This window comes from Desulfosporosinus sp. FKA (assembly GCF_002196785.1).
Classification (GTDB): domain Bacteria; phylum Bacillota; class Desulfitobacteriia; order Desulfitobacteriales; family Desulfitobacteriaceae; genus Desulfosporosinus; species Desulfosporosinus acididurans.
Genome location: NZ_NAHZ01000034.1, coordinates 159,203 through 182,145, shown reverse-complemented (window position 1 = coordinate 182,145; position 22,943 = coordinate 159,203). Strand labels below are relative to the sequence as shown.

Here is a 22,943-nt window from a genome sequence, read left to right as displayed (position 1 = left end):
TTTTGAATAAAGGATATGTATATTTAGTCGGTGCCGGTCCGGGAGATCCAAAGTTAATTACCCTTAAAGGCTCTGAATGCATTGCCAAAGCGGATGTTTTAGTTTATGACCGTTTGGCGTCCCGGAGGCTTTTGAATCTGGCACGCCCGGATTGTGAACTTATCTATGTTGGAAAATCGCCGGATCGTCATACTCTTAAGCAGGATGAGATTAATCAGCTGCTTGTAACTAAAGGACTTGAAGGGAAAATTGTTACCCGTCTTAAAGGCGGGGATCCTTTTGTCTTTGGCCGAGGGGGGGAAGAGGCCGAAGCTTTATTGGAAGCAGGGATTCCCTTCGAAGTAGTTCCGGGGATTACATCGGCTATTTCAGTTCCGGCTTATGCAGGAATTCCCGTCACTCATCGTGACTTAACCTCATCCTTTGCTGTCATAACAGGTCACGAAGATCCGACCAAAAATGAAACCGCGATTCAGTGGAATCATATTGCCCGATCCCACGGGACGCTTGTATTTCTCATGGGAATGGAGAATCTCCCGTTAATTGCCCAAAAACTTATGGAGAACGGCAAAGAACCGACTACTCCTGTCGGTATCATTCAATGGGGAACAAGGCCGGAACAGCGCACCCTGGTGGGATCGTTAAGGACCATTGCCGAAAAAGTTAAGGAAGAAGGATTTACCAATCCTTCGATTATTATTGTTGGCGAGGTCGTTTCTTTGCGGGAAAAACTGCAATGGTTTGAGAAGAAGCCATTATTTGGCGAGAGAATTATTGTCACCCGCGCTCGTCATCAAGCTAGTGAGTTATCTCAAGCAATAGAGAGTCTGGGCGGAGAGGCCTGGGAATTTCCGACGATCGAAATCGCCCCGCCAACAGACGGCTCTTTATTATTGAAAGCTCTCAAAGATTTGCAGAGTTTTCACTGGCTTATTTTCACGAGTGTCAACGGAGTTGAAGCGTTTTTTGCCGAACTTCTGGAACAACAGGGAGACGTCCGGGATTTAGCGGGCTTAGAGCTAGTCGCTATCGGCCCGGCTACAAAAGCGGCCCTGGAGAAACGAGGACTGCGAGTGGCCTTTGTACCTGAAGAGTATCGGGCCGAAAAGGTTGTCGAAGGTTTAAGGCATCGCGTTAAAGCAGGGGATAAGGTATTACTGGCCAGGGCTGAAGAAGCCAGAACTATTCTTCCTGATTCCCTTAAAGCCATGGGCGTTGAAGTTTGGGATGTTCCTGCCTATAAAACAATTCTCGGCAGTGCCAATCGGGCAGATCTGCAACAGATGCTGCAAAGTAAGGAAATTGATAGGGTGACGTTTACAAGTTCATCAACAGTGAAGAACTTTATTAAATTACTCGACGGAAAAACAGAGTTATTGCAGAATGTTTTGCTTTATTCAATTGGACCGATAACAAGTGCTACCGCCCGGGAAATGGGCCTGACAATCCATCGAGAAGCTTCAGAATATACCATTCAAGGACTTGTTGAAGCCTTACTGGAGGGAAAAAAACATGATTAGTGTTACTAAGCTTCTATTTGATACTGAGTATTTCGGAGATTCCTTGCGCTACAGTCAGAGTTCCCAGGGGGCAAAACATGGCACAACAACGGGCTCGGGTCCTGTCGTCGTTTGGAACACGACACGTACCTGCAATTTAAAATGTGCTCACTGCTATATGGAATCTGACGCTCAAAAATATACAGGAGAATTATCAACCGAAGAAGGCAAGCATTTTATTGATGACTTGGCGGACTTTAAATGCCCGGTCATTCTATTTTCAGGCGGAGAACCCTTAATTCGTCCCGATTTTTTCGAACTGGCAGAGTATGCGATTTCCAAAGGATTACGGGCAACCTTATCAACCAATGGGACGCTAATCACTCCCGAGGTTGCCAAACGGCTGAAAAAAATTGGCGTGTCCTATGTGGGGATCTCCTTAGATGGACTTCAAGATGTTAACGATAAATTTCGGGGTAAAGAAGGCGCGTTTAAGGCAGCCATGGAGGGCATTCAAAACTGTGTTGCCGTTGGCCAGCGCGTAGGGCTTCGTTTTACAATTAATCATCATAATCTGCAGGAATTAGATAGCATTTTTGATTTTATCGAAGCCGAAAATATAGACAGAGTCTGCTTTTACCATTTGGTTTATTCAGGACGCGGCAGCAAAATGATCAGTGATGATGTCACTCCGGAAGAATCTCGCCGGGCTATGGAGACAATCATTCGCCGGACGCGGGATTTTGAAGAACGAGGATTAAAAAAGGAAATTTTAACCGTCGACAATCACTGTGATGGAGTGTACATGTACGTCCAAGCGCTTAAAGATGACCCGGAGAAGGCTGAAAGGATTAAGGGCCTGATTGGCCTTAACGGAGGGAACCGTTCAGGAATTGCCTTCGGCGAAGTTGACCCTATGGGGTATGTGCATCCTGACCAATTTACCCAGCATATTACCTTTGGCAATGTTCGGGAACGTAAATTCGGCGATATTTGGACAGATGTTTCGCAGCCGATTCTTGCCGGGCTTAAAGATAGGAAGCCCTTGCTGAAAGGCCGCTGTGCTGCCTGTAAGTACTTGGATATGTGTAACGGTAACTTCCGGACTCGAGCAGAGGCTGTGACAGGAGACTTCTGGGAATCTGACCCAGCTTGCTATCTGACAGACGAGGAGATTGGGGTAAGAGAAAACTAAGAGAATGAAATGACTCGTGAGACTCCCACTTCTACAAGTGGGAGCGGCTCCGATGTTCAGCTGTAGCTGAACGAGTTCACTGGAGGACAGAAAGACTGCCTTTTCATGCGATGAGTTACTCTTGTGGGCGAGGCCATTTCCCTTTGAGGACGATAAATTTTCGGAGCAGGAAAATGCCTAGTATTAGGATAAAGTATTTTTGGGAGGTAAGTGGCATGGATCTGAAACGACGCCCGCGGCGCTTACGGGCAAGTGAGACAATTCGGAAGATGGTAAGGGAAAATCATCTTCGAATTGATGATTTGATTTATCCGATGTTTGTCATGCCGGGTGAGAAGAAGAGAGTAGAAGTTTCTGCAATGCCGGGCGTATATAATTTTTCACTGGACGAATTTGTAAAAGCTTTGGATGAAGTGGTGAAATTAGGGATACCTGCGATCTTGCTGTTTGGCATACCCGAGAGCAAAGACAGTGTTGGTTCAGGGGCCTATGCGGAGCATGGTATTGTCCAAGAGGCTGTGCGTATCGCCAAAAAACATTATCCTGAGCTGTATGTTATTACGGATGTATGTCTATGTGAATATACCGACCATGGACATTGCGGCTTGATTGAACAAGGCGAGATTTTGAACGATCCGACGTTAGACCTTTTAGCTCAAACTGCACTTTCTCATGCCCGTGCCGGGGCGGATATGGTAGCCCCTTCCGACATGATGGATGGAAGAGTTGCCGCCATTCGTGATTTGCTGGATAAGGAAGGTTATGCCCATATACCTATCATGGCCTATTCGGCAAAATTTGCTTCAGGGTTTTATGGACCCTTTCGCGAAGCGGCAGGTTCAACGCCTCAATTTGGGGATCGTCGTACCTATCAAATGGATCCGCCTAACGGCAATGAAGCCATGCTGGAGACAGCATTAGATATTGAGGAAGGTGCGGATTTAATTATCGTTAAGCCCGCTTTGGCCTATGGCGATATCATTTATCGCACCAAAGAAAGATTTGGACTGCCTGTTGCTGCTTATAATGTCAGCGGGGAGTATTCTATGGTAAAAGCCGCAGCTGCCAATGGGTGGATTGATGAGAAACGTATTGTAATGGAAGCTTTGGTCAGTATGAAACGCGCGGGAGCTGATTTGCTGATCACTTATCATGCTCTTGATGTTGCACGTTGGTTAAATGAGGAGGGGCGTTTGTGATAGTATCTTGGCATACAACAAATGCTTGCCATAATGATGGGGACTACATGGCTGAGGAGCCGTGGTGCCCGGATCAGGGAAGGAAGGGGGTTTAGTATGGATTCTGCCGATCGTGCTTTACTTAACGAGATCCAGAAACAATTTCCTATCGATGTTCATCCCTACAAAGTTCTTGGTCAAATTGTAGGTACGACAGAAGAGGATGCCTTCTCGCGAATTCAAAAACTTCGCCGGGAAGGAATTATCCGTCGTCTGGGCGGGGTTTTTGATTCTCGGAAGTTAGGTTATTTTAGTACCTTATGCGCAGCAAAAGTTCCGGAAGAGAAAATTCCGGCTCTAGCCCAATTGATTAATAAAATCCCAGGTATAACGCATAATTATGTTCGCAATCATGACTATAATGTATGGTTCACGTTGATAGCCCGTTCAGAAGAAGCTGCAGAGCAGATCATTCACAGAATACGCAAGGATTTGGATATTTCTGAGGTCTATAACCTACCGGCAACGCACTTGTTCAAAATTAATGTAAACTTTGATTTTAGCGACGAAGAGGATACTCAGGAAGAACCGTTAATTTCTGCGGAAAACGGAGATCAAGCTGTAACTCATAGTGCAAGCCGTCAACCCTATGATTTAACACATGATGATATATCTCTAATTCAAATTATTCAAGGGGATTTACCGGATTCCCCAACTCCGTTTACTGTCTTGGCTGAAAGGCTTAACTGGACGGTAGAGAAGCTGATTTCCCGTGCCAAGAGCTTATTGGAAGCTAAGGTTTTGCGTCGTTTTGGTGCGGTATTGCGGCACCAAAAAGCCGGTTTTGTCGCCAATTCAATGGGCGTTTGGCAGGTTGAACCTGCCCGCGCAGAAGAGGTCGGTAAAATAATGGCTCAATTTAAAGAAGTGAGTCATTGTTATGAAAGACCAACTTTGCCTGATTGGCCGTATAATGTCTTCACGATGATTCATGGGAAGACCATTGAGGATTGTGATGAGGTTATGAAGAGAATTTCTCAAGCAACCGGCGTTACAGAATATTCTATGCTTTTTAGTACAGCTGAATTGAAAAAGAGCAGCATGCAGTATTTTCTTGAAGAAGAGTCGTTTTAGATTCGTAAAAGGGGGTCATTCACTTGCCGTTTGTTGATGAAAAAAGCAGCCAAGCCTTTGCTAAAGCTAAAAGAGTTATTCCCGGCGGTGTCAATTCCCCGGTAAGAGCCTTTAAATCGGTAGGCAGAGATCCTGTATTTATTGATCGGGCTGAGGGTGCTTATCTCTGGGATATTGACGGCAATCGGTATCTGGATTATGTAGGTTCCTGGGGACCGCTCATAGTTGGTCATGCTCATCCTGAGGTCGTGGCAGTGATTAAACGAGTGGCTGAACGAGGAACAAGTTACGGTGCGCCGACGGAAGTCGAAACTGATCTGGCTGAGGAAGTGCTGAAAGCATATCCCTCAATGGAAATGATTCGCATGGTTAACTCCGGGACGGAAGCCACGATGAGTGCTTTGCGTCTGGCCAGAGGTGTTACCGGCAGAACCAAGATTGTCAAATTTGAAGGCTGTTATCATGGACATTCTGATCAGCTTTTAATCAAGGCTGGGAGCGGTGCCCTGACCTTCGGTGTGCCGACATCTCCCGGTGTCCCGCCGCAAACTGCAGCGACAACCATTTCGGCAAAGTATAATGATCTGGAAGGACTTCGGGAAATTTTCCAACGTGAAGGGGAAGAGATTGCCGGGGTAATTCTCGAGCCGGTTACAGGCAATATGGGTGTGGTCTTGCCGGAAGAAGGCTTCCTGCAGGGTGTCCGCCGTTTGACGGAAGAGTATGGCTCATTGCTGATCTTTGATGAAGTCATGACGGGTTTTCGCATCAGTTATGGCGGCGCTCAAGCATATTTCGGAATTGATCCGGATTTAACCTGTTTGGGTAAAGTTATTGGCGGGGGTCTGCCGGTAGGGGCTTACGGCGGAAAAAAACGTTACATGGAGCAAATAGCGCCCAGTGGCCCTATTTATCAAGCGGGGACGTTATCAGGAAATCCCTTGGCCATGAATGCCGGATTGACCACTCTTAAATTATTACAACATCCCGGTGTTTATGAGGATCTTAATCGTAAGACGTCTCGCCTGGCGGAAGGCTTAAAACGTATTGCCCAAGAGGCTGGGCTCCCCGTATGGGTCAATGCTCTCGGGGCCATGTTTTCTGTCTTTTTTACTGAGGGACCTGTTAAAGATTATGCAAGTGCTTGTACATCAGACGTTGAACGGTTTGCCAAGTACTTCAGTGGCATGCTTGAAAAGGGGATTTATCTAGCTCCGAGCCAGTTTGAGGCAGTTTTCTTATCGACGGCACACACTGATGCCGATATCGATAATACTCTTGAACAAGCCCGCTTAGTCATAAAAACCCTCTAGAAAGGCCAGAGTGTCGGTGTCAACTGGGCTGCCAGCGTAACGACACTTTTATAAACGCCGGGAAGTGTGATTCGACAGGGGTGTTTTAAATCTATGGACAGAAAACGCATATTAAGAACGATCATTACCGTGGCTTTGTTTGGGGCTTTAGTTGCCGTTATCATTGTTTCGCAAAACCATGATCCTTCTAATCCACACGCTTCAATTCCTAAAGATGTTTGGATTAACGGACCACATGGTCATGGCTATGCGGTCGATAATAATCAGCAGCCTTGGAAACAATGTTATCCTTGTCATGAAAAAAAGGGTCTTGGCGGGGAAGATTTTTGCCAGAGCTGTCATGAAAAATCAAAAGTTAATGTAACCTTGCCCAAGAAACCCTCCTAATTGTCATTTCGTTATTCCTGATCTCGGGACATTCACGACCAAACACATATTGGAATAATATGGTACGTGAGGATGGCTGGGAGGGGACTTGGTTTGAACGAAGAAGAACGTGTTAATCTGCTTGAACGTTTAGAAGGATTGAGGAATTCCAAAGTCTTAGTCTATTTTTCATATTCTCCATTGGATGATTCTATTTTAGTACCACTGTATAAACAATTGAAGAAGATTGGACCGACTCCAAAAATTGATTTGATCTTGCATAGTTATGGCGGAACTGTAGATACTCCTTATAAAGTGGTTATGTTAATTCGCGAGTTTTGCCAGGAATTTTCTATTATTGTCCCTTTTGCGGCTAAATCCGCCGCATCGATGATGGTTCTCGGGGCTGATGAGGTCATCATGGGTCCTCTTTCTGAATTGGGACCTATTGATCCTCTCGTTAAACATCCCGTGTATAAGGATATTCTTGTACCGGTTCAAGCCGTTTGGCATTGCTTTGATTATTTGCAGCGATCAATTACTACCAGCGGTGATCCTGAAGTTGTTTCATTTTTGGCAACTCCAATGCTCAATAAGCTTGACCCTTGGCTTATTGGTGATTATGAAAAAACAATTAAGGCTTCACGTCAATATGCGGAAATATTGATGTCAAACTACATGTTCAAGGATTCTCCGGAACGTATTGAAAGGGTGGCTCGGGCATTAACTGAGGGTTATTTTTCCCATGGATATCCCATAGGTCATCAAGAAGCCAAGGAACTTGGCTTGAATGTTACTGTGGCTCAAGGTGAATTATGGGAGGTCATTTGGAACTTATATCTTGCTTATGAAGAAATCTTTAACGAAAAGTAAATTACCTGATAAGGCAAGTTATAACTCGAAGAGATGGTTATAATGAAGAAACTTTAGAAAAAGACTTGCTTTAATGCAGTCTTTTTCTAACTTTCCACAAAAAACATATTGCTTGTTGTTTCGTAATACGATAGGATTAACTTGTACTATGTTCTAATTTCAAGCCGTTATAGTTTTCTAGTGTATTATAGTCAAAATTTTATGGAGGTGGATCAGATGCTGACAACGTTTGGTTTAGTGTCCCCTTTGGAGGCAGGTATTTTTCTAGTTATTGCCCTAGTTATTTTTGGTCCAGGAAAATTGCCGGATGTGGGAAAAGCTTTAGGTAAGGGGATTAAAGAATTTAAGACAGCGAGTCAAGGTGACGAGAGCGTGCCGAATCCTCCGGAAAATAAAGCAGTTAATCTGGATAAAGCTGAGTAAACAACAACCACTCCCACTTGTAGAAGCGGGAGTCTTCCGATTGGATAAAGACTATAAAAAGACGGGGTTAACTGCACCCCGTCTTTTTTGTACTATCAGAAAGTATAAACTTCCGTTATATACTTTCTAAGCATAAGGGCAACTAGGCAGCCGCCTGCGCAAGGCTTGGCGCCAGCCAAGTTTTCTTTATACGTTTAGAAAGTAGGACTTTAAGTGTCGCCTTCAGTTATATTGGCATAAATAGGTATGTTTTATCTAATCACTGAAGGGGTTTGAATTTATCCTTTGCTTTTTGAACCTCTTGAGCTTCAGCATCAGTCGCTGGATACCAACCTTTTGAATTCATGATGTTATAAAGATTTTCATGAATGTTATGCTCTTCATCGAGAATCGTCTTAAGGTTTTGTCTTAAATTGGCACAGGTAGATTCCGTGATGAAGGTATTTACAGTTGATGTAACATGTTTTTCACTTGTCAGAAGGTCAGTGATGATTTCTTGTTCTGACATTGTGGTCTGTGTGGCCAATTAAATCACCCCTTTCTGGTAAGGTTTCTGCTCTCGTCAATTCGTTAAACGTTAGTTTCATTTATTGATGAGAATTTAGATAATTGAGCAGGGTATCATAGTGTTTACGATGCAGCTCAGAAATTGAAGATAGCTGCGAGCTGACTGCCGGGTCTTGAACGGTTTGGGATGCCTGAGCGAACTTGTGAACAAGCAATGCTTCAGCACCAAGTTGATCATTTAAAATGGCCAGGTTTTTGGCTGTCAGTTCAGGTTTTGTTGTGTTCATAGTCAACCTCCCCTCTGTCATAATGATTTTAGTATGCCCCTTCCCTTTAGGAATATGTTTTCTAAATATTGGACTGAGCAAAGTATCAAGGGGCAGCAGGCGGGAAGAAGGTTGAGAAATGCAGATATTTGGCAAGACTATATCTGAAGTCAACACCTTAAACAAAACAAGGAGAACGAGGAATGAGCATTGTCAAAAAAAGATCTGTCAATCGGGCGGCCTTAATTTATAATTTTGTAACAAAGGTTTTTCCCGTAGTTAAAGAAGAACTTATGACCTGGCTGCAGCGAGCCGAACTTATTCCTGATTCTCGTCTTTGCAGTCAGGCTCAGGAAAGTATTCGTCTCAAAGCGTTTCACTGTCAAGGAGGCAGTATCTATGCCTTATATCCCGGTGCGAATCTGAGAGCGACAGTACGGTTTATAGTCGCTTATCAGACTATAAGCGACTATCTGGATAATTTAGTAGATAGCTTAGACGTAGAGAATGAAATGGCCTTTGCCCAATTACATCTGGCTATGGAGGAAGCGTTGCTGCCAAAGTCCAATTTATCAGATTATTACAGGTATTATCCTTATCAGGAGGATGGAGGGTATCTCGAGCAATTAGTCAGGACTTGTCAAGCAAGTCTAAAAGACTTGCCATCCTTTGATCTCGTTCAAGAGACAGTTTTAGATTTGGCTCGGCTTTATTCAAAGCTGCAAACCTATAAACATTTAGCCGCCGCCCAACGAGAATCTGTCATGCTTCAATGGATTGAGCCTTATACAAAACTGTATCCGGCAATTACGGCCTGGGAATTTGCGGCCGCAACAGGTTCAACCTTAGGAATTTTCTGTTTGTATGCGGCTTCTCAGGATCCTCACTTGCAGGAAGATGACGTTGCTGAAATTCATCAAGCTTACTTTCCGTGGATCTGCGGCTTGCATATTTTATTGGACTATTTCATCGATCTTCGTGAAGATCGTGAAACCGGCCAGTTAAATTTTGTGGCTTATTATGCCGGTTCGGAGAGGGTGGCTGCTCGCCTGAAACTTTTTGTCAGAAAGTCCCTTGAACAGGCAGCATCACTTCGGTTTGTAAAATTTGAACGAGCTGTCGTTCAAGGTCTTCTTGCGATGTACTTATCGGACGGCAAAAGTCAGGATCGGGAAATACGTGTAATAACTAAACAGTTGCTCAAGAGTAATGGTGTAGGTGTAAGGGTTCTTTTTTGGCTGTGTTGTCAGTTACGAAAGCATAAGCGTCTTTAAGATGTTCGCAGCAAAATCGAGTCAGAGAGATTTATGAGCGCTGTTCGATACGGACTCGCAGGAATTTTGCCTAAGCAGGCTTTTGCTTTGTCAATACACCGTGTAGCTGTGAGTTGGGCTTTCTCAAGAGAGCGGGAACTTATTAAGGCTTCATAGATACTATGGAGTCCTTGACAGTTCATTTTATGAGAGATCAAAATTTCCCGCAGCCAATTACCGTAAACCGGGTTATCCATAAGATAGATGAGGGGCAGTGTTATATTGCCATTAAGTAGATCGCTTCCCACAGGTTTACCTAATGATTCCGTGCTGCCGCTCAGATCGAGAATATCATCAGTGATTTGATACGCATATCCAATGTTTAGTCCGAATTCGCGAAAGGCTTCGATTTCCTCGACACCAGCATCTGCTAATAGGGCACCTGATTGGCAGCAGGCAGCCAAAAGAATTCCTGTCTTTTGAGCGATTCGCTTAAAATATTGCTCCTTTTCAATAGTATCGGAGAATTGTGCTGCGGCTTGATTGACTTCTCCCGCACACATGGCTTGAATTGCCTCGATAAAGAAGCGCATAGTTTTTAATAACTGTTCTGTAGAGAGTATATTGAACGCTTCGGCAAAGAGATAATCTCCCGTGAGAATGGCTGCATGTTCACCATAGATTGAATTCATTGTCGGTTTACCACGTCTTGTCTCAGATTTATCAATGATATCATCATGAATTAAAGAGGCCATGTGAATCATTTCGGCGGAAACTGAAGCTTTAATCATTAAAGAGTTGAGGGGGCCAAAACACATTCCACTGTAAAGCGTCAGTAAAGGACGCACTCGTTTACCGCCTGATTTTAATAAAGTAACACAAGTTTTTTGAATTAAACCATCAGCTTTATTAAGTATTTCATGGAGTTGATCCTCTACAAATAGCAATTCGGGAAATCTTAAAGAATCTAACATTGTCTTCTGGGAGTCATGCAATTGTTGTTGAATACTCATAGCATCAGCCTCAGCCCTCTATTTAAAATACAAACGCCTTTATATTATGCCTGAAAGGGCATTTTTGGATACTATGAATTCACGAGATATCTAAAACAAAAAAAAGTGAGTAATTTTAAATTATGAGGGAAATCATAAATTGACGGTGATTTATGATTTTAACTTGAAATAAGGACGCTGAGGAGGTATAGCAGTGGGCAATGAAAATGACAAAGAGCATGCTTCGCAATTAAATCGTCAACCATGGGAGCCTGCAGGTGTAGTTAGCGTAGTCGATGATGATCAGACACCGAAATACGGGACAAATGGTCGAAAAAACGCAAAAGGAGGTCAGCTTACCCTCGAAGTTGATGAGGTATTTCATAATCGTGGAATTATGGAAGGGACACAGTTAAAAGAGTGAAGTGGGAGTCTTACGATTGGATAAACCTTACTCAAAAAAATCAAAATAGGAATAGCTATGTAAAACAGGCTCCTTTAAGCGAGCCTGTTTTACAAGCCAAGATTCAAAGGGCTGAGTGAAGAGAAGCAGCTGAAGAATCACAGGAGAAACAAAAAGGAGTATGGCGTCATGAGACAGAAGACTGTTTGGGAGGAGCTAATTAAGCCAACCATTGTAGCTTACCTTTTGGCAATTACAATTCCAGTAAGTATTGCGCTTGTTTATTATGTGTACAATATTTACTTTTAAATGTTTACTATTATCTAAATTTAGAGTCCTAATCAAGGTTCAAACCATGACAGCGCCGTTCAATATACCGAATATTGGATCTAGAAGAACAAAGATACATACTCTTTAGTAAAACATAAAAAGTACAAAGTTATGCTGGAAAATACACTTTTAAAGATATTATTTTCTTGATACAATAAAGTAACATGGTAATTGAAAGGTTAAGGATGATTTGATGAATGTTATAATTTTTACGAGTAGCCCTAATCAAGATGGATTAACGGCAGCCTGTGGGAATGCCGCCAAGGAGGGTGTCCTCGAAGCCGGAGGAAATGCAAAGTTAGTCAATCTAAACCGGCAAAAGATCGGTCATTGTCATGCTTGTGGCAGTGGATGGGGACCCTGTCGTAATGACCATGAATGTCAAGTCCAAGATGAATTTCAAGCACTGCACGCTTCTTTAGCTGGTTTTGACGCTTTTGTCTTGGTGACCCCTGTATATTTTGGTGAGATGAGCGAATCAGCTAAAGCCTTTACGGATCGTCTTCGCCGCTGTGAAGCCTTTAGAGAGAAGTCTTACTTGGAAGGCAAACCGATCATAGAAATAGCAGCTGCAGGAGGAAGCGGAAATGGACTTACTTCATGCCTTACTTCCCTGGAACGACTTTTTCTGGCAGTGAAAGCTGAAAAATTTGACTTAATTGGAGTCACTCAAAAAAACAAAAGCTATAAGCTTGAGACCATCAAAGCTGCGGCAAAAGAAATGGTTTCTTCTTATAAATGTAAATGAAAAAATTAACGACAAATTTTCACATATTTTTTGAAGCCAGCGACAAGTTGTCGTTGGTTTTTCTCTTAGGTTCATTAACGAATTTTTCAATCATGAATTTAGAGCCTTGTGCTTAAAACTAGTTTTTTTTAAACAGGACTTGAATTTGGGAGCGGCAATAACGGCAATGATATAAAAATACCTGATCATGATCATTTTGCTTTATAATATCGAAGATTGACTAATAACAACTTGAATGCTAATCTGCAGGTGTGATGAAGAATTGAAGCCTTGATTTTGGGAGGTGCTAATATGAATAATTTGATTGCTGGTTTAATAAAATTTCGAACTCAAGATTATGAGGAGCATAAAAACTTATTTTGTCGCTTAAAGCGAAGTCAACAGCCTCACACTTTATTTATTGGCTGCTCTGATTCCCGAGTTGTTCCGGAACTAATTACCAAGTCTTTGCCGGGGGAATTATTTGTTGTCAGGAATATCGCCAATATCGTTCCTCAATATCATCATGTCCTGGAACAAGAGGCTCCAATGTCAGCCACCACCGCTTGTATCGAATACGCAGTAAATGTTTTGAAGGTCGAACAGATCATCATTTGCGGTCATTCGAATTGCGGAGGATGCGGCTCGATCTATCTTTCAGATGAAGAACTTACCGAATTGCCTGTTACTAAAAAGTGGCTTGAGCTTGCCCAAGCAGTTAAAACGAGAGTTTTAAAAGAATTGGACGATCCAGACGATATAATGAAGAGAGAATGGTTAACAGAGCAAATCAATATCGTAGAACAAATTAAACACTTATTAACGTATCCTTTTATTGTTGAAAAGTATAATAAGCGGGAAATTGATATCATTGGTATGTACTATACTATTGAATCTGGGGAAGTTTTCATATATAATGCCTTAAAAGGAGTTTTTGAATTGGCAAATTAAGCCATATTTAATAAATGGTTTGTTCATATGGATAAAATAATTATGTTAAGGGATCCTAGGTTGCAACAAACCCCATGAAAATGGTTGTTGCAACCTTTTGTTTTATATTGCGAAGAACTATCACTTGACCAAAGAAAGCGCCCAACTCATTTAGAGTGAGTGTTAGAATAAAACAAACGAAGTTGACAGAATCTAAAAAGATAAAAAACGACACTAAAACTTCGGAGAAGGAAAATTCCGAAACTATGTTGAAGTTATCTATAAACACTTCGATTCTGATATTCTTTCTTAGAAAAAAATAGTTTGCTACACTTAGAGCTGCACTTTTAGTTTTAGAAATTAATTCTACAAGGATTAGGTGAGAATTATGCCGCTTCCAGAAAATAATCTATTGTTTGGTCTGGCCCCGAGATTAACGTCTGAACAGCGTGAATACGTGGATGCCATCTTTGATTATCAATTAGTAATGGTTAATGCGAAAGCCGGAACTGGGAAAACAACCTTGGCTGTTGCTTGTGCTAAGATTTTGAAAAAGCCGCTTACTTATATCTTTAATCCGGTTCAAGAATCTATTATGGGTTTCCGACCGGGAACTCAATCGGAAAAGGAGAGTATCTATCATCAGCCCCTGATTGATGCTCTTTTGGAAATCAATGAAAACCCGGTTCAGTGTATTTATAATGAAGAAGTCTTGGCTAATGAGGCTATTCGCCGAAAGGTCAGCGTTAAGCGGGTTATGGATGGTATATGGTGTTATCCTAAAAGCCCCTTATTTTTACGTGGGACCAACCTTAAAGATATGGTAATTATCATTGATGAATGCCAGAATTTCACAGCTATTGAACTGCGAAAAATATTTACCCGAGTACACGATTCCTGCAAGGTCATTTGCATTGGTCATTCAGGGCAAACTGATATTCCTAGCTCAAAGAGCGGTTTTGTTCCCTATATGGAGCATTTTAGAGGTCAACCCTATTGTAAGATAGTATCCCTAACAAAGAACTTTCGAGGAGAACTCGCTAATTGGGCAGATACTATTGATATAGCCCAAATTTAGTACTTTAAGATTAAACAGATCCCCGGTATATGCAGCCGGGGATCTGTTTTGGCAATTGGACCATTTGGTTCCCATACCTTCAGCGCGATAGAATTCACTAATAACGGATCATTTTCCAGTCCACATATCTAAAACATTTTCAGCGAAATAACCGTAGGGAAGAAAGAAATAGCCATTATCTCCCCAATTTCCCCCCCAGGAATTGCGGCAGATAACTATCCCTGAATTATCATTATCGTCTTTGTATCCTACAGCTAATACTGCATGCCCACCAAGGTATTGTTCGTCTTTTTGAGGGAGTGGTACAATTCCATTTTCGGCAACCGCTTGTGATTCAAAACTTTCATAGATCTTGATGCCGATGACAACGGGGTACCCTTTTGCTAAAGCAGATTTGAGGTCTGATAAGTTCTGCACCCTGTGATATTCACTAATTCTAAAATGAAGAGCATCAATAAATGAAATAATGGGCGGGGTTTCTTTGAATTTTGTAATATCATAGGGCCAATCACTTTCCGGAGAACAGCCGAACTTATGCAGAACCTTCATACCATCCCGAATACTAGCTCCCGCATCGTCATCTACTGTTCCTTCCAGTTTGCGTTCCCCCCAATAAAGCCATAAGCGGCTCAATGGTGTCAATTTTCCGCTGCGGAGTTCCAAGTATTCACGTAATCCAGAGGCAATTGCGTTAGCAGTACAACTGCCTAATTCACCTTGATCAACAACAGGAGAACATCCGCTGCGCAGATCTACGACGTGGGGAAGGGGCATTTGCTTATAGAGAGAGGTGTAAAATAGTTTATCTCTCTCGTCAGCCTTATCTTGTTTGAGCTTATACACTTTTTTTGCCATAGGTTTTCCTCACTCGCTAAATATTCTGTAACGAATTCCCTTAGGAATCTGTTTTCAGATTATAGTACGTGTGATTGTCCTAAAATGTGAATAAGCTCTTCGATGAACAGAATTGTCTGGTTGTATTTTACATTGGGCTTTGTAATAAAATTTTTTAATTCTTAACAGATTCTTCATATAAAGATCACGGAAGAGTAACAATTATATTTTATGATAGTTACAACATAGCAAACAGAAAACTCCTCGCTCTTAAGCGGTTAACATAAAGGTTTTTTCATTTTTCTTTCCTCCTCCTTATTCCCCCCTGAAGAGGGGATTTTTTTTTGCGATCGGTTAAAGGAGAATGAAATTCAAATTATATCTTGGATTATCGCCCCGAGTTGTTGTATGATGATTTCTAGAGGGATAACAAGTCATAACGAAAATGTATAGTTATAAGGGGGAATAGTGATTGTTGACCTTATCCTCTAAAATAGAATTTGTAAAATTTCTTAAGCAAAAATTTTTGGGTCAGAACTTAAAGTGTTTAGAGGTTTTATGTGTTGTAGAATGTACCATGGATTTCGGAATAGTGACCAACATTGATTTTGCTGATGATAAAGTTTCTGTATGGGGAGCTGATTCGAGTGTTTTTTGGATAAAACTTGATGATATCATCAATGTCAATTATAATCCCAAACAAGAAGACGTCTGCTTAGAACTTGAAGCAAAAAATGAAGTAAAAGTACTATTTTATCTTTAAGCTTGTTGGTTGCCTTCTTCAATAAATTTTTGCTCCCAAGCATTTTAATTTTGTGGTTTGGTTAAATTAAGAAGGGTTCAAATTTCAAGGAGGGGTTAACCATGGATAATTTAGATAAAATACTTCAAGCTCAGGAGAAGGCCGAGCAAAATAAGAAACATCAGGGTAAAGGAAATCCCGATCGCAAGCTGCCCAATAAACAGCATAGTACCAACAAATAACCCTAAAGAGGATCTGAACGATAAAGATAGCTTTTGCCAAACAGCTATCGAAAATGTATGTACAGAAAATTAGCCTGAGAGGACGTATCTGACGCCTTTTGGGCCTTTTTCTTGCTAATCCCAAAATACCTTGAGCAAATTACTATAGCAAATTCATTTTTAGCAGCTCTTGTTATAGCTAAAAAGAAATTCAAAAAGAAAAAGCCCTCATTTGAGAGCTTGGGTATAAATTAAGTCCTATTCAACGTGGTCTAACATTAACCTTGTAACACATTTCTCACAGCTAAGTATTTCTTCAGAATTGGGTAATTTCTTTCTGACAGAGCAATCGGGGTGAATTTGTTCGCAAAGTCCTCCGCTAACGTTACCTTTGAACGATTGCATTAAGGTAACTCCCCGGTACAATACTTCGCAACCCGCAATAGTTTCAGTATCATCTGTCCAATCGTCAAAATCGGATAGTGCTTCTTCAACTTCGTTATATTGGGTATATTCAGGATTATTTGCTTGGAACGGTTTTGCAACGACCCATATTTTATTAGGATTATCTTTCAACATATAATGGCCCTCCATATTCTGACATACATAATGCAGCAAACTGACTCCAACCAATATTTTACCTTATATTCTGAACTGAGTCTATGTATTTTCTTACACAATCTTTGGCGGAAAATGCTCTCTGATAATTGCTAAACTATGATAAGTATAGTTGGTTTATTGGCTAGGGATATTGTCAAATATTGAGTAAACAAGTATTATAATCTCTAAACAATTTGTCTTTAACGCTAAAGTTTTGTGTGCAGGTGATTCATTCATGAAAGACCAGGGAAAACTGACTGTATTCTTGGGTGCGGCCGCCGGAGTGGGCAAGACGTATGCCATGTTAGAAGCAGCAAAGGAACGATTAACCGAAGGTGTGGGTGTGGTTATTGGTTTCGTTGAAACTCATGGGCAGGCGGAAACTGAGGCTTTGCTTAAAGGTATTCCCGTTATCGCTAAAACCCAGGAATATCTAGGCAATTACACTGAAGAAGTTGATTTAGACGCTCTTTTAACGCGTCGACCTCAACTGGTAGTCGTTGATGAATTAGCCCACACAAATATTCCTGGATTGCGCCATAAGAAACGCTATCAGGACGTCGAAGAGTTATTGGCTTCAGGAATTGACGTCTATACTACACTGAATATTCAGCATCTAGAGAGTCTCAACGATGTTGTAGCTCAAATAACAGGAGTTACAGTCAAGGAGACCGTCCCTGATCGTATTCTGGAAATGGCCTCTCAAATCCAGATGGTGGATATTACTCCTGATGAGCTGATACAAAGGCTTAAAGAAGGCAAAATTTATGTCCCCGGAGAAGCCGCAGAAGCGATTCGTAAATTCTTTCGCCCTGGAAATATTAATGCCCTGCGGGAAATGTCGTTGCGTTATACTGCCAAACGAGTGGACTGTCAGATGGAATCGTATATGCGGAATCATGGTATTGCAGGTCCCTGGCCATCAGGAGAAAAGGTGATGGTATGTGTAAGCGGCAATCCTTTTTCTGCCAAACTGATTCGAACCGCTAAAAGAATGGCTGCACGGCAAAATGCGGAATGGTTAGCTGTTCATGTAGTTCTCCCAGGAGGAATTTCTCAAAACGAAGCTGAAAAGGATAGTATAGACCAAAACCTGCGTATGGCTGAAAAGCTGGGCGCAGAAATTGTTACTCCCCATGGTGATGACACCGTTGAAGAACTTTTGACATTGGCTCGCAGGAGGAATGTTTCTCAAATTATTATCGGGAAACCGGAACGAACTCGTTTTCAGGAATTATTGCATGGATCTATAGTTGCTAAAGTTATCCGCAAGAGTCATGGTATCAGTGTCCACGTTATATCAGGCCGGAAGGAAGCTGCGGAACGACAACAGAAGCTTAAACGAATAGAAAACGATGATAGTCTTTCTAAAGGCCTCATCTCCCGTCGACATTGGCCTGCGGCAATAGCACCCTATTTGATGTCCATTGCCATGATGACAGCTCTGACATTTGTTGTAGCGCCTATAGAGTCTTTTTTGGGTCCCGTTAATATACTTATGCTTTATTTGCTGCCTGTTCTTCTCATCGCAGCCCGTTGGGGGAAGTTCCCTGCTGTTATTACCGCAGGGATAGGGGTTATGATCTTCGATTATTTCTTTGTGCCGCCTCTCTACACCTTTGGGGTCTATGATTTTCGTTATGTTATAAGTTTTGCTATTTTAATGTTTGCCGGTTTTGTTACAGGGACTCTCTCCGGTCGTTTGACAGATCAGATCAATTATTCCCGGCAGCGTGAACAGCAAGCTTCAGCGTTGTATTCTCTTAGCCGGGATTTAACAGCGGTTGATAAACTGGAGAGAGTTTTGGACAGTATTGCCCGTAAGATCGGAGAAACTTTAGATGGTCAGGTTGTTATTTTGCTTCCTGATGAACGAAATAAATTAGTTATGCGGCAAGGTTCAACAACGGATTACTTGATGACTGAAAGCGAAATGACAGTGGCCAATTGGGTCTTTGAGAGAGGACAAAAGGCAGGAAAAGGAACTGAGACTTTAGGGTCTGCCAAAGGATTGTATCTGCCTTTAGTTACCGAGCAAGGTACCCAAGGAGTATTGGGAATTTGTTTTTTTCGGCAAAAAGAAATTGTCAATCCTCAACAAATCCGTTTTCTAGATGCCTTTGCCGGTTTGGCTGCACTGGCAATCAATCGCATTACATTAGCTGACGAGGCAAGACAAGCTCATGCTTTAGCAGAGTCCGAACGCCTGCGCACAGCGTTATTCAATTCTTTGTCCCATGACCTAAGAACACCGCTATCCTCAATTATCGGTGCAGCTACAGGGCTCTTGGAGGACCATGATTCTGTATATTCGCCGGATGCACGACATGATTTATTACAATCGATTTTGCAAGGCGCTGAAAGAATGAATCGCTTTGTCAATAATCTCTTGGATATGGCCCGCTTGGAAAGCGGAATGCTTAAACTGCATAAAGATTGGTGTGATATTCAGGATATAATCGGCGTAGCGATTAACCGCTTAGATATCATTCTGGCTAAACGATTGCTTGACATAAAGATTCCGGCAGGGTTGCCTTTAGTTCAAGCGGATTATGCATTGATAGAGCAAGTATTAGTTAACTTGCTGGACAATGCGGTTAAGTACTCGGAACCAGGAAGCAAAATTCTTATTTTTGTTAAGCAAGTTGGACAAGCCTTAGAAATTGCTGTTGCCAATCGCGGAAATCCTATTCCTGAAACAGATTTAAGCAAGGTATTTGACAAGTTCTATCGACTGAGTTCTCCGCTTCAAGTCAGTGGTTCCGGTTTGGGTTTGTCGATTTGCAAAGGAATTATTGAAGCCCATAACGGGGATATCTGGGCTGAAAATAATGAACTCGGCGGCGTAACCATTATCTTTAATTTGCCCTTGGATTATGATCTCTCCGATCAAGTTCAAGTCGAAGGAGGCGATTAAAATGGATACGAAAGGACATCGAATCTTAATCATCGATGATGAAACACAGATTCGCAGGTTTCTGAGGGTTAGTTTAACTAGTCATGGGTATGAGGTGAGAGAAGCAGGAACGGGCCAGGCCGGTATAGACGAAGTTGCCTTAAACAGTACAGACCTTGTGATTTTGGATTTAGGGCTGCCAGATATGAATGGAATGGATGTTCTTAATAAAATAAGGGAGTGGTCAAAGGTTCCAATCATCATTTTATCCGTTAAAGAACAGGAGGCGGATAAGATAACTGCCCTCGACAATGGAGCGGATGATTATGTGACAAAGCCTTTCAGTATGGGTGAATTGCTGGCCCGAATGCGTGCAGCCTTACGTCATTCGGAACGAGTTGGAGATGAACCGATCTTAAAATTCAATGACTTAGTGCTCGACTTATCTCATCGTCAGGTCAGAGTAACTGATAGCGAAATTAAGCTGACACCGACAGAATATGAGCTGATCAAAAATCTGGGATTAAATGCTGGTAAAGTTTTAACCCATAAATTTCTACTGCGGACTGTCTGGGGGCCGGCGTACGAAAATGACACCCAGTATTTAAGGGTATTTATTGGACAAATTCGCCGTAAAATTGAAAGCGACCCTTCACGCCCGCGCCATATTATTACTGAACCTGGGGTGGGTTATCGATTATTATAATAAAGGCAAGAAGAGCGGCTGCTTTCCACAGAGGAAGTAAAATCATTAAGCAGGACTATCTTGAGGCTGATGAATAACTACATATGGAATCCCTAAATAGTAAGCCGGCTGGGTGATTGACACCTTTGCCGGCTTTTCTTTTGAAAATACATTATAAATTTACGGGAATAATAACTATTGCTTTTCAGTTTATCCAGTTTTTAAGACCTCCACTTCTATAAGTGGGGGGGTGGGTCCCTCGTTAACTTCAGGTGGAGTAGAGTCCTCCTTCACCGCTAAGTATTCCCATTGGGTAAGGCGGCTCGGCAATAATGTCCAACAGCTCGAAAAAATCAAATCTATAAAATAGGGGAGAAAATTATGGAGAATAAAAATAAAGGTATGTCTGCGGGGCATCTGACTATGATGGCTTTAGGAAGCGTTATCGGGGGTTCGTTTTTCTTGGGAACATCGGTTGCAATGAATGCCGCAGGGCCTTCTATTTTACTATCCTTTATCTTCGCCGGAATTCTCGTTTATTTTATCCTCTTCGCTTTGTCGGAAATGACGGTAGCTAATCCTTACGGTGGATCCTTTAGCACCTTTGCAGCGGAAGAGCTGGGTGAGGGGACGGGTTTTGTCGTAGGGTGGGTATACTGGACTGGTACGATTTTCTCTATGTCCAGTGAGGCTACGGCTATCCCAATTCTTTTGGGGCAATGGATTCCTAACCTACCCATAGGACTAATAGGAACCTTTCTGATCGTAGGCGTTACACTCTTAAATCTCCTTGGTTCACATTGGTTAAGCAGGCTTGAAAGTGGTCTCTCTTCAATAAAATTACTAGCTATTGTGTTTTTCATTATTTTAGGGATTGTTCTTATTGTAGGTATTATCCCAGGAACACGGCCGATTGGAGCCGGAGAATTAGTACATGAGCCATTAATGCCCGGAGGATTGAAAGGAATCGCCGGAAGTATGCTCATTGTTATATTTGCTTATGCTGGTTTTGAGATTATAGGTTTAGCTGCCTCAGAGGTCAAGAATCCACAAAAAACAATCCCGAAAGCGATTGCTTATACTGTCTTATCCCTTGTTGGGTTATATATTCTCTATGCAGCTGTCCTCTTGCCTTTAGTTCCTACAGCCGCACTCAGTGACAATATGAGCCCGATGGTTATGTCTCTTAATCGGAGAGGAATATTGTGGGCCGGTACTGCTCTTAATGGGGTGCTGATTTCTGCAAGCCTTTCTGCTATGTTAGCTGCAGTTTTTGGCTTAGGCCGCATGATCAGGTCTTTAAGCGATGAAAGACATGCTCCTAAGTGGCTGAGGGATAAGACTGAAGTTCCTTATCGCGGAATCTTATTTTCCGGTATGGCTATGCTCTTAGGGTTAGGTTTTGGCCACTTGTTTCCGAGAGTTTACCTTGTCTTAATCACTTCCGGCGGATTTGCTCTTCTTTTTACCTACGCAGTTATTATGGCTTGCCACATTCGTTTCCGGACAAAGAAAGGATGCCCTCCCCATGGAAAATGCCAGATGCCTGGCTTTCCCTATACATCGTGGTTTGCTTTAATCAGTATGATTTTGGTTTTTATTAGTATGCCGTTTATTCCGGGACAGAGCGCCGGACTGGTCACAGGTATTGTCATGGTCATAATCTATTCCCTCATCTATTTAGGGATGAGAATAGTTAGAACTCCAATATCAGCAAAAAGCAATTTTAAAAAACGGGGCTTAGCAATTGATCACTATCAGAGAAATTTATCCACTGAATTCTCTGAGGAATTGGCAACAAAAATACAGGGTAAAACCAAGTGTGATCATGAAAAAGAGAGGTAGATTAGATTCTCCTCTCTTTCCCTTATATCCCGGCGATCTTAGAAACAATGAACTCCGAGGGCACTCCATGTTTTCCTGCCAACAACTCCATCGTGAACTAATCCCATGCTTGATTGAAACGCGAGTACTGCTGTTTTAGTAATTGGCCCAAAAACTCCGTCAATCATTCCTGTGTAAAATCTCTTTTGTTTTAATATCCCTTGAAGATTGATGACTGCCGGACCAGTAGTCCCTTCATAAAGAGTGGGGCAGTGATCGATTGCCGGTGAGCCACAGTGCACCCCGAGAGCACTCCATGTATGCTTTCCCACGATTCCATCCTGGACCAAGTTGTTTTTCGTCTGAAACGACAACACTGCTGATTTTGTCTTTGGTCCAAAAACTCCATCAATTTTTCCTGGGGAATAACCGTTTGCCAGTAAGAGCTCCTGTAATTTTATAACATCATGACCTGTAGAGCCTTCCTTTAAGACGGAGCACGTAGAATCGTGTGAATGATCATAACCATGGCGGTGATTCAAAATTCCATCCCTCCTTTTTTGCATTGTATGTTAAGTTAAACATCTATGTTAAGGAGGGACAATGTTATTTATAGTGTTTTTTATCCAATCGTAAGACTCCCGCTTCTATAAGTGGGAGTGGGTCCCCCATAC

Annotated in this window: 24 protein-coding genes; 18 read left to right on the top strand and 6 right to left on the bottom strand. The window is 42.1% G+C overall.

Annotated elements, in window-relative coordinates; translation table 11 throughout:
* Positions 1-2 precede the first annotated feature (2 nt).
* The 8 genes from cobA to B5771_RS22015 all read left to right on the top strand — a co-directional run bounded on the left by cobA (position 3) and on the right by B5771_RS22015 (position 7,981).
* Positions 3-1,520 (top strand): uroporphyrinogen-III C-methyltransferase, encoded by a 1,518-nt coding sequence (gene cobA / locus B5771_RS22050; RefSeq protein ID WP_088189450.1) that lies wholly within the window; start codon positions 3-5, stop codon positions 1,518-1,520.
* Positions 1,513-2,694, top strand: a complete 1,182-nt coding sequence (gene nirJ1 / locus B5771_RS22045; protein WP_088189449.1) for a putative heme d1 biosynthesis radical SAM protein NirJ1 — start codon at positions 1,513-1,515, stop codon at positions 2,692-2,694. Before cobA ends, nirJ1 begins: the two co-directional genes overlap by 8 nt.
* A gap of 215 nt (positions 2,695-2,909) precedes the next feature.
* Positions 2,910-3,893 (top strand): porphobilinogen synthase, encoded by a 984-nt coding sequence (gene hemB, locus B5771_RS22040; protein ID WP_088189448.1) that lies wholly within the window; start codon positions 2,910-2,912, stop codon positions 3,891-3,893.
* A gap of 96 nt (positions 3,894-3,989) precedes the next feature.
* Positions 3,990-5,006, top strand: a complete 1,017-nt coding sequence (locus B5771_RS22035) for an Lrp/AsnC family transcriptional regulator (protein WP_088189447.1) — start codon at positions 3,990-3,992, stop codon at positions 5,004-5,006.
* A gap of 23 nt (positions 5,007-5,029) precedes the next feature.
* Positions 5,030-6,319 carry a glutamate-1-semialdehyde 2,1-aminomutase gene (gene hemL, locus B5771_RS22030; RefSeq protein ID WP_047809381.1) on the top strand — a complete coding sequence of 430 codons (1,290 nt, stop codon included), beginning with the start codon at positions 5,030-5,032 and terminating at the stop codon, positions 6,317-6,319.
* Positions 6,320-6,412: 93 nt separating this feature from the next.
* Positions 6,413-6,706: a hypothetical protein gene (locus B5771_RS22025; protein ID WP_047809382.1), complete on the top strand. Its 294-nt coding sequence runs from the start codon at positions 6,413-6,415 to the stop codon at positions 6,704-6,706.
* 93 nt (positions 6,707-6,799) lie between these two features.
* Positions 6,800-7,558: a peptidase gene (locus B5771_RS22020; RefSeq protein ID WP_047809383.1), complete on the top strand. Its 759-nt coding sequence runs from the start codon at positions 6,800-6,802 to the stop codon at positions 7,556-7,558.
* A 216-nt stretch (positions 7,559-7,774) separates the two neighbouring features.
* Complete coding sequence (locus B5771_RS22015) at positions 7,775-7,981, top strand: twin-arginine translocase TatA/TatE family subunit (RefSeq protein ID WP_047809384.1); 207 nt, start codon at positions 7,775-7,777, stop codon at positions 7,979-7,981.
* A gap of 259 nt (positions 7,982-8,240) precedes the next feature.
* Here B5771_RS22015 and B5771_RS22010 read toward each other — a convergent pair whose 3' ends face one another.
* Together B5771_RS22010 and B5771_RS22005 are read right to left on the bottom strand one after the other, a co-directional pair.
* Complete coding sequence (locus B5771_RS22010) at positions 8,241-8,507, bottom strand: spore coat protein (protein WP_053006321.1); 267 nt, start codon at positions 8,505-8,507, stop codon at positions 8,241-8,243.
* Between the two features lie 61 nt (positions 8,508-8,568).
* Positions 8,569-8,775, bottom strand: a complete 207-nt coding sequence (locus B5771_RS22005) for a hypothetical protein (RefSeq protein WP_047809385.1) — start codon at positions 8,773-8,775, stop codon at positions 8,569-8,571.
* Between the two features lie 182 nt (positions 8,776-8,957).
* On the opposite strand from B5771_RS22005, the gene B5771_RS22000 reads away from it, so the two are divergent.
* Entirely contained in the window at positions 8,958-10,028 is a 1,071-nt protein-coding gene (locus tag B5771_RS22000) for a tetraprenyl-beta-curcumene synthase family protein (protein ID WP_088189446.1), read from the top strand.
* Here B5771_RS22000 and B5771_RS21995 read toward each other — a convergent pair.
* Positions 10,025-11,020 carry a polyprenyl synthetase family protein gene (locus B5771_RS21995; RefSeq protein ID WP_088189445.1) on the bottom strand — a complete coding sequence of 332 codons (996 nt, stop codon included), beginning with the start codon at positions 11,018-11,020 and terminating at the stop codon, positions 10,025-10,027. The two genes, B5771_RS22000 and B5771_RS21995, sit on opposite strands and share 4 nt — an antisense overlap.
* Positions 11,021-11,213: 193 nt before the next feature.
* On the opposite strand from B5771_RS21995, the gene B5771_RS21990 reads away from it, so the two are divergent.
* The 4 genes from B5771_RS21990 (at position 11,214) to B5771_RS21975 (ending at position 14,467) form a co-directional block, all read left to right on the top strand.
* Entirely contained in the window at positions 11,214-11,423 is a 210-nt protein-coding gene (locus B5771_RS21990) for a hypothetical protein (RefSeq protein WP_047809388.1), read from the top strand.
* Positions 11,424-11,925: 502 nt separating this feature from the next.
* Entirely contained in the window at positions 11,926-12,480 is a 555-nt protein-coding gene (locus B5771_RS21985) for a flavodoxin family protein (RefSeq protein ID WP_088189444.1), read from the top strand.
* Between the two features lie 291 nt (positions 12,481-12,771).
* Positions 12,772-13,410: a carbonic anhydrase gene (locus tag B5771_RS21980; RefSeq protein WP_088189443.1), complete on the top strand. Its 639-nt coding sequence runs from the start codon at positions 12,772-12,774 to the stop codon at positions 13,408-13,410.
* Between the two features lie 367 nt (positions 13,411-13,777).
* Positions 13,778-14,467 carry a PhoH family protein gene (locus B5771_RS21975; protein WP_047809391.1) on the top strand — a complete coding sequence of 230 codons (690 nt, stop codon included), beginning with the start codon at positions 13,778-13,780 and terminating at the stop codon, positions 14,465-14,467.
* A gap of 108 nt (positions 14,468-14,575) precedes the next feature.
* Here B5771_RS21975 and B5771_RS21970 read toward each other — a convergent pair whose 3' ends face one another.
* Entirely contained in the window at positions 14,576-15,322 is a 747-nt protein-coding gene (locus tag B5771_RS21970) for a C1 family peptidase (RefSeq protein WP_088189442.1), read from the bottom strand.
* Between the two features lie 451 nt (positions 15,323-15,773).
* Here B5771_RS21970 and B5771_RS21965 point away from each other — a divergent pair, with 451 nt between their 5' ends.
* Positions 15,774-16,064: a hypothetical protein gene (locus tag B5771_RS21965; protein ID WP_088189441.1), complete on the top strand. Its 291-nt coding sequence runs from the start codon at positions 15,774-15,776 to the stop codon at positions 16,062-16,064.
* A gap of 101 nt (positions 16,065-16,165) precedes the next feature.
* Positions 16,166-16,285, top strand: a complete 120-nt coding sequence (locus tag B5771_RS21960) for a DUF4023 family protein (RefSeq protein ID WP_047809394.1) — start codon at positions 16,166-16,168, stop codon at positions 16,283-16,285.
* A gap of 237 nt (positions 16,286-16,522) precedes the next feature.
* On the opposite strand, the gene B5771_RS21955 is transcribed toward B5771_RS21960, so the two are convergent.
* A complete protein-coding gene (locus B5771_RS21955; protein WP_088189440.1) occupies positions 16,523-16,843 on the bottom strand; it encodes a hypothetical protein in 321 nt (106 codons plus the stop codon).
* Between the two features lie 256 nt (positions 16,844-17,099).
* Between B5771_RS21955 and B5771_RS21950 the strand changes: the two genes are divergently transcribed.
* The 3 genes from B5771_RS21950 (at position 17,100) to B5771_RS21940 (ending at position 22,290) form a co-directional block, all read left to right on the top strand.
* Positions 17,100-19,781 carry a sensor histidine kinase KdpD gene (locus tag B5771_RS21950; RefSeq protein ID WP_088189439.1) on the top strand — a complete coding sequence of 894 codons (2,682 nt, stop codon included), beginning with the start codon at positions 17,100-17,102 and terminating at the stop codon, positions 19,779-19,781.
* A gap of 1 nt (position 19,782) precedes the next feature.
* Complete coding sequence (locus B5771_RS21945; protein WP_088189438.1) at positions 19,783-20,466, top strand: response regulator; 684 nt, start codon at positions 19,783-19,785, stop codon at positions 20,464-20,466.
* 360 nt (positions 20,467-20,826) lie between these two features.
* Positions 20,827-22,290, top strand: coding sequence for an amino acid permease (locus B5771_RS21940; protein WP_088189437.1), 1,464 nt, complete (start codon positions 20,827-20,829; stop codon positions 22,288-22,290).
* 38 nt (positions 22,291-22,328) lie between these two features.
* Here B5771_RS21940 and B5771_RS21935 read toward each other — a convergent pair whose 3' ends face one another.
* The gene (locus tag B5771_RS21935; RefSeq protein ID WP_088189436.1) at positions 22,329-22,811 is read right to left on the bottom strand and encodes a peptidoglycan-binding protein; all 483 of its coding nucleotides are present in this window, start codon (positions 22,809-22,811) and stop codon (positions 22,329-22,331) included.
* Positions 22,812-22,943 lie beyond the last annotated feature (132 nt).

Coding starts and splice junctions, on each gene's coding strand:
- B5771_RS21975 (WP_047809391.1), top strand. CDS start 13,778: ATGCCGCTTCCAGAAAATAATCTATTGTTTGGTCTGGCCCCGAGATTA.
- B5771_RS21980 (WP_088189443.1), top strand. CDS start 12,772: ATGAATAATTTGATTGCTGGTTTAATAAAATTTCGAACTCAAGATTAT.
- B5771_RS22015 (WP_047809384.1), top strand. CDS start 7,775: ATGCTGACAACGTTTGGTTTAGTGTCCCCTTTGGAGGCAGGTATTTTT.
- B5771_RS22035 (WP_088189447.1), top strand. CDS start 3,990: ATGGATTCTGCCGATCGTGCTTTACTTAACGAGATCCAGAAACAATTT.
- B5771_RS21950 (WP_088189439.1), top strand. CDS start 17,100: ATGAAAGACCAGGGAAAACTGACTGTATTCTTGGGTGCGGCCGCCGGA.
- B5771_RS21940 (WP_088189437.1), top strand. CDS start 20,827: ATGGAGAATAAAAATAAAGGTATGTCTGCGGGGCATCTGACTATGATG.
- B5771_RS21955 (WP_088189440.1), bottom strand. CDS start 16,843: ATGTTGAAAGATAATCCTAATAAAATATGGGTCGTTGCAAAACCGTTC.
- B5771_RS21970 (WP_088189442.1), bottom strand. CDS start 15,322: ATGGCAAAAAAAGTGTATAAGCTCAAACAAGATAAGGCTGACGAGAGA.
- B5771_RS21985 (WP_088189444.1), top strand. CDS start 11,926: ATGAATGTTATAATTTTTACGAGTAGCCCTAATCAAGATGGATTAACG.
- B5771_RS21945 (WP_088189438.1), top strand. CDS start 19,783: ATGGATACGAAAGGACATCGAATCTTAATCATCGATGATGAAACACAG.
- B5771_RS22005 (WP_047809385.1), bottom strand. CDS start 8,775: ATGAACACAACAAAACCTGAACTGACAGCCAAAAACCTGGCCATTTTA.
- B5771_RS22025 (WP_047809382.1), top strand. CDS start 6,413: ATGGACAGAAAACGCATATTAAGAACGATCATTACCGTGGCTTTGTTT.
- hemB (WP_088189448.1), top strand. CDS start 2,910: ATGGATCTGAAACGACGCCCGCGGCGCTTACGGGCAAGTGAGACAATT.
- B5771_RS22000 (WP_088189446.1), top strand. CDS start 8,958: ATGAGCATTGTCAAAAAAAGATCTGTCAATCGGGCGGCCTTAATTTAT.
- B5771_RS21995 (WP_088189445.1), bottom strand. CDS start 11,020: ATGAGTATTCAACAACAATTGCATGACTCCCAGAAGACAATGTTAGAT.
- nirJ1 (WP_088189449.1), top strand. CDS start 1,513: ATGATTAGTGTTACTAAGCTTCTATTTGATACTGAGTATTTCGGAGAT.
- B5771_RS21960 (WP_047809394.1), top strand. CDS start 16,166: ATGGATAATTTAGATAAAATACTTCAAGCTCAGGAGAAGGCCGAGCAA.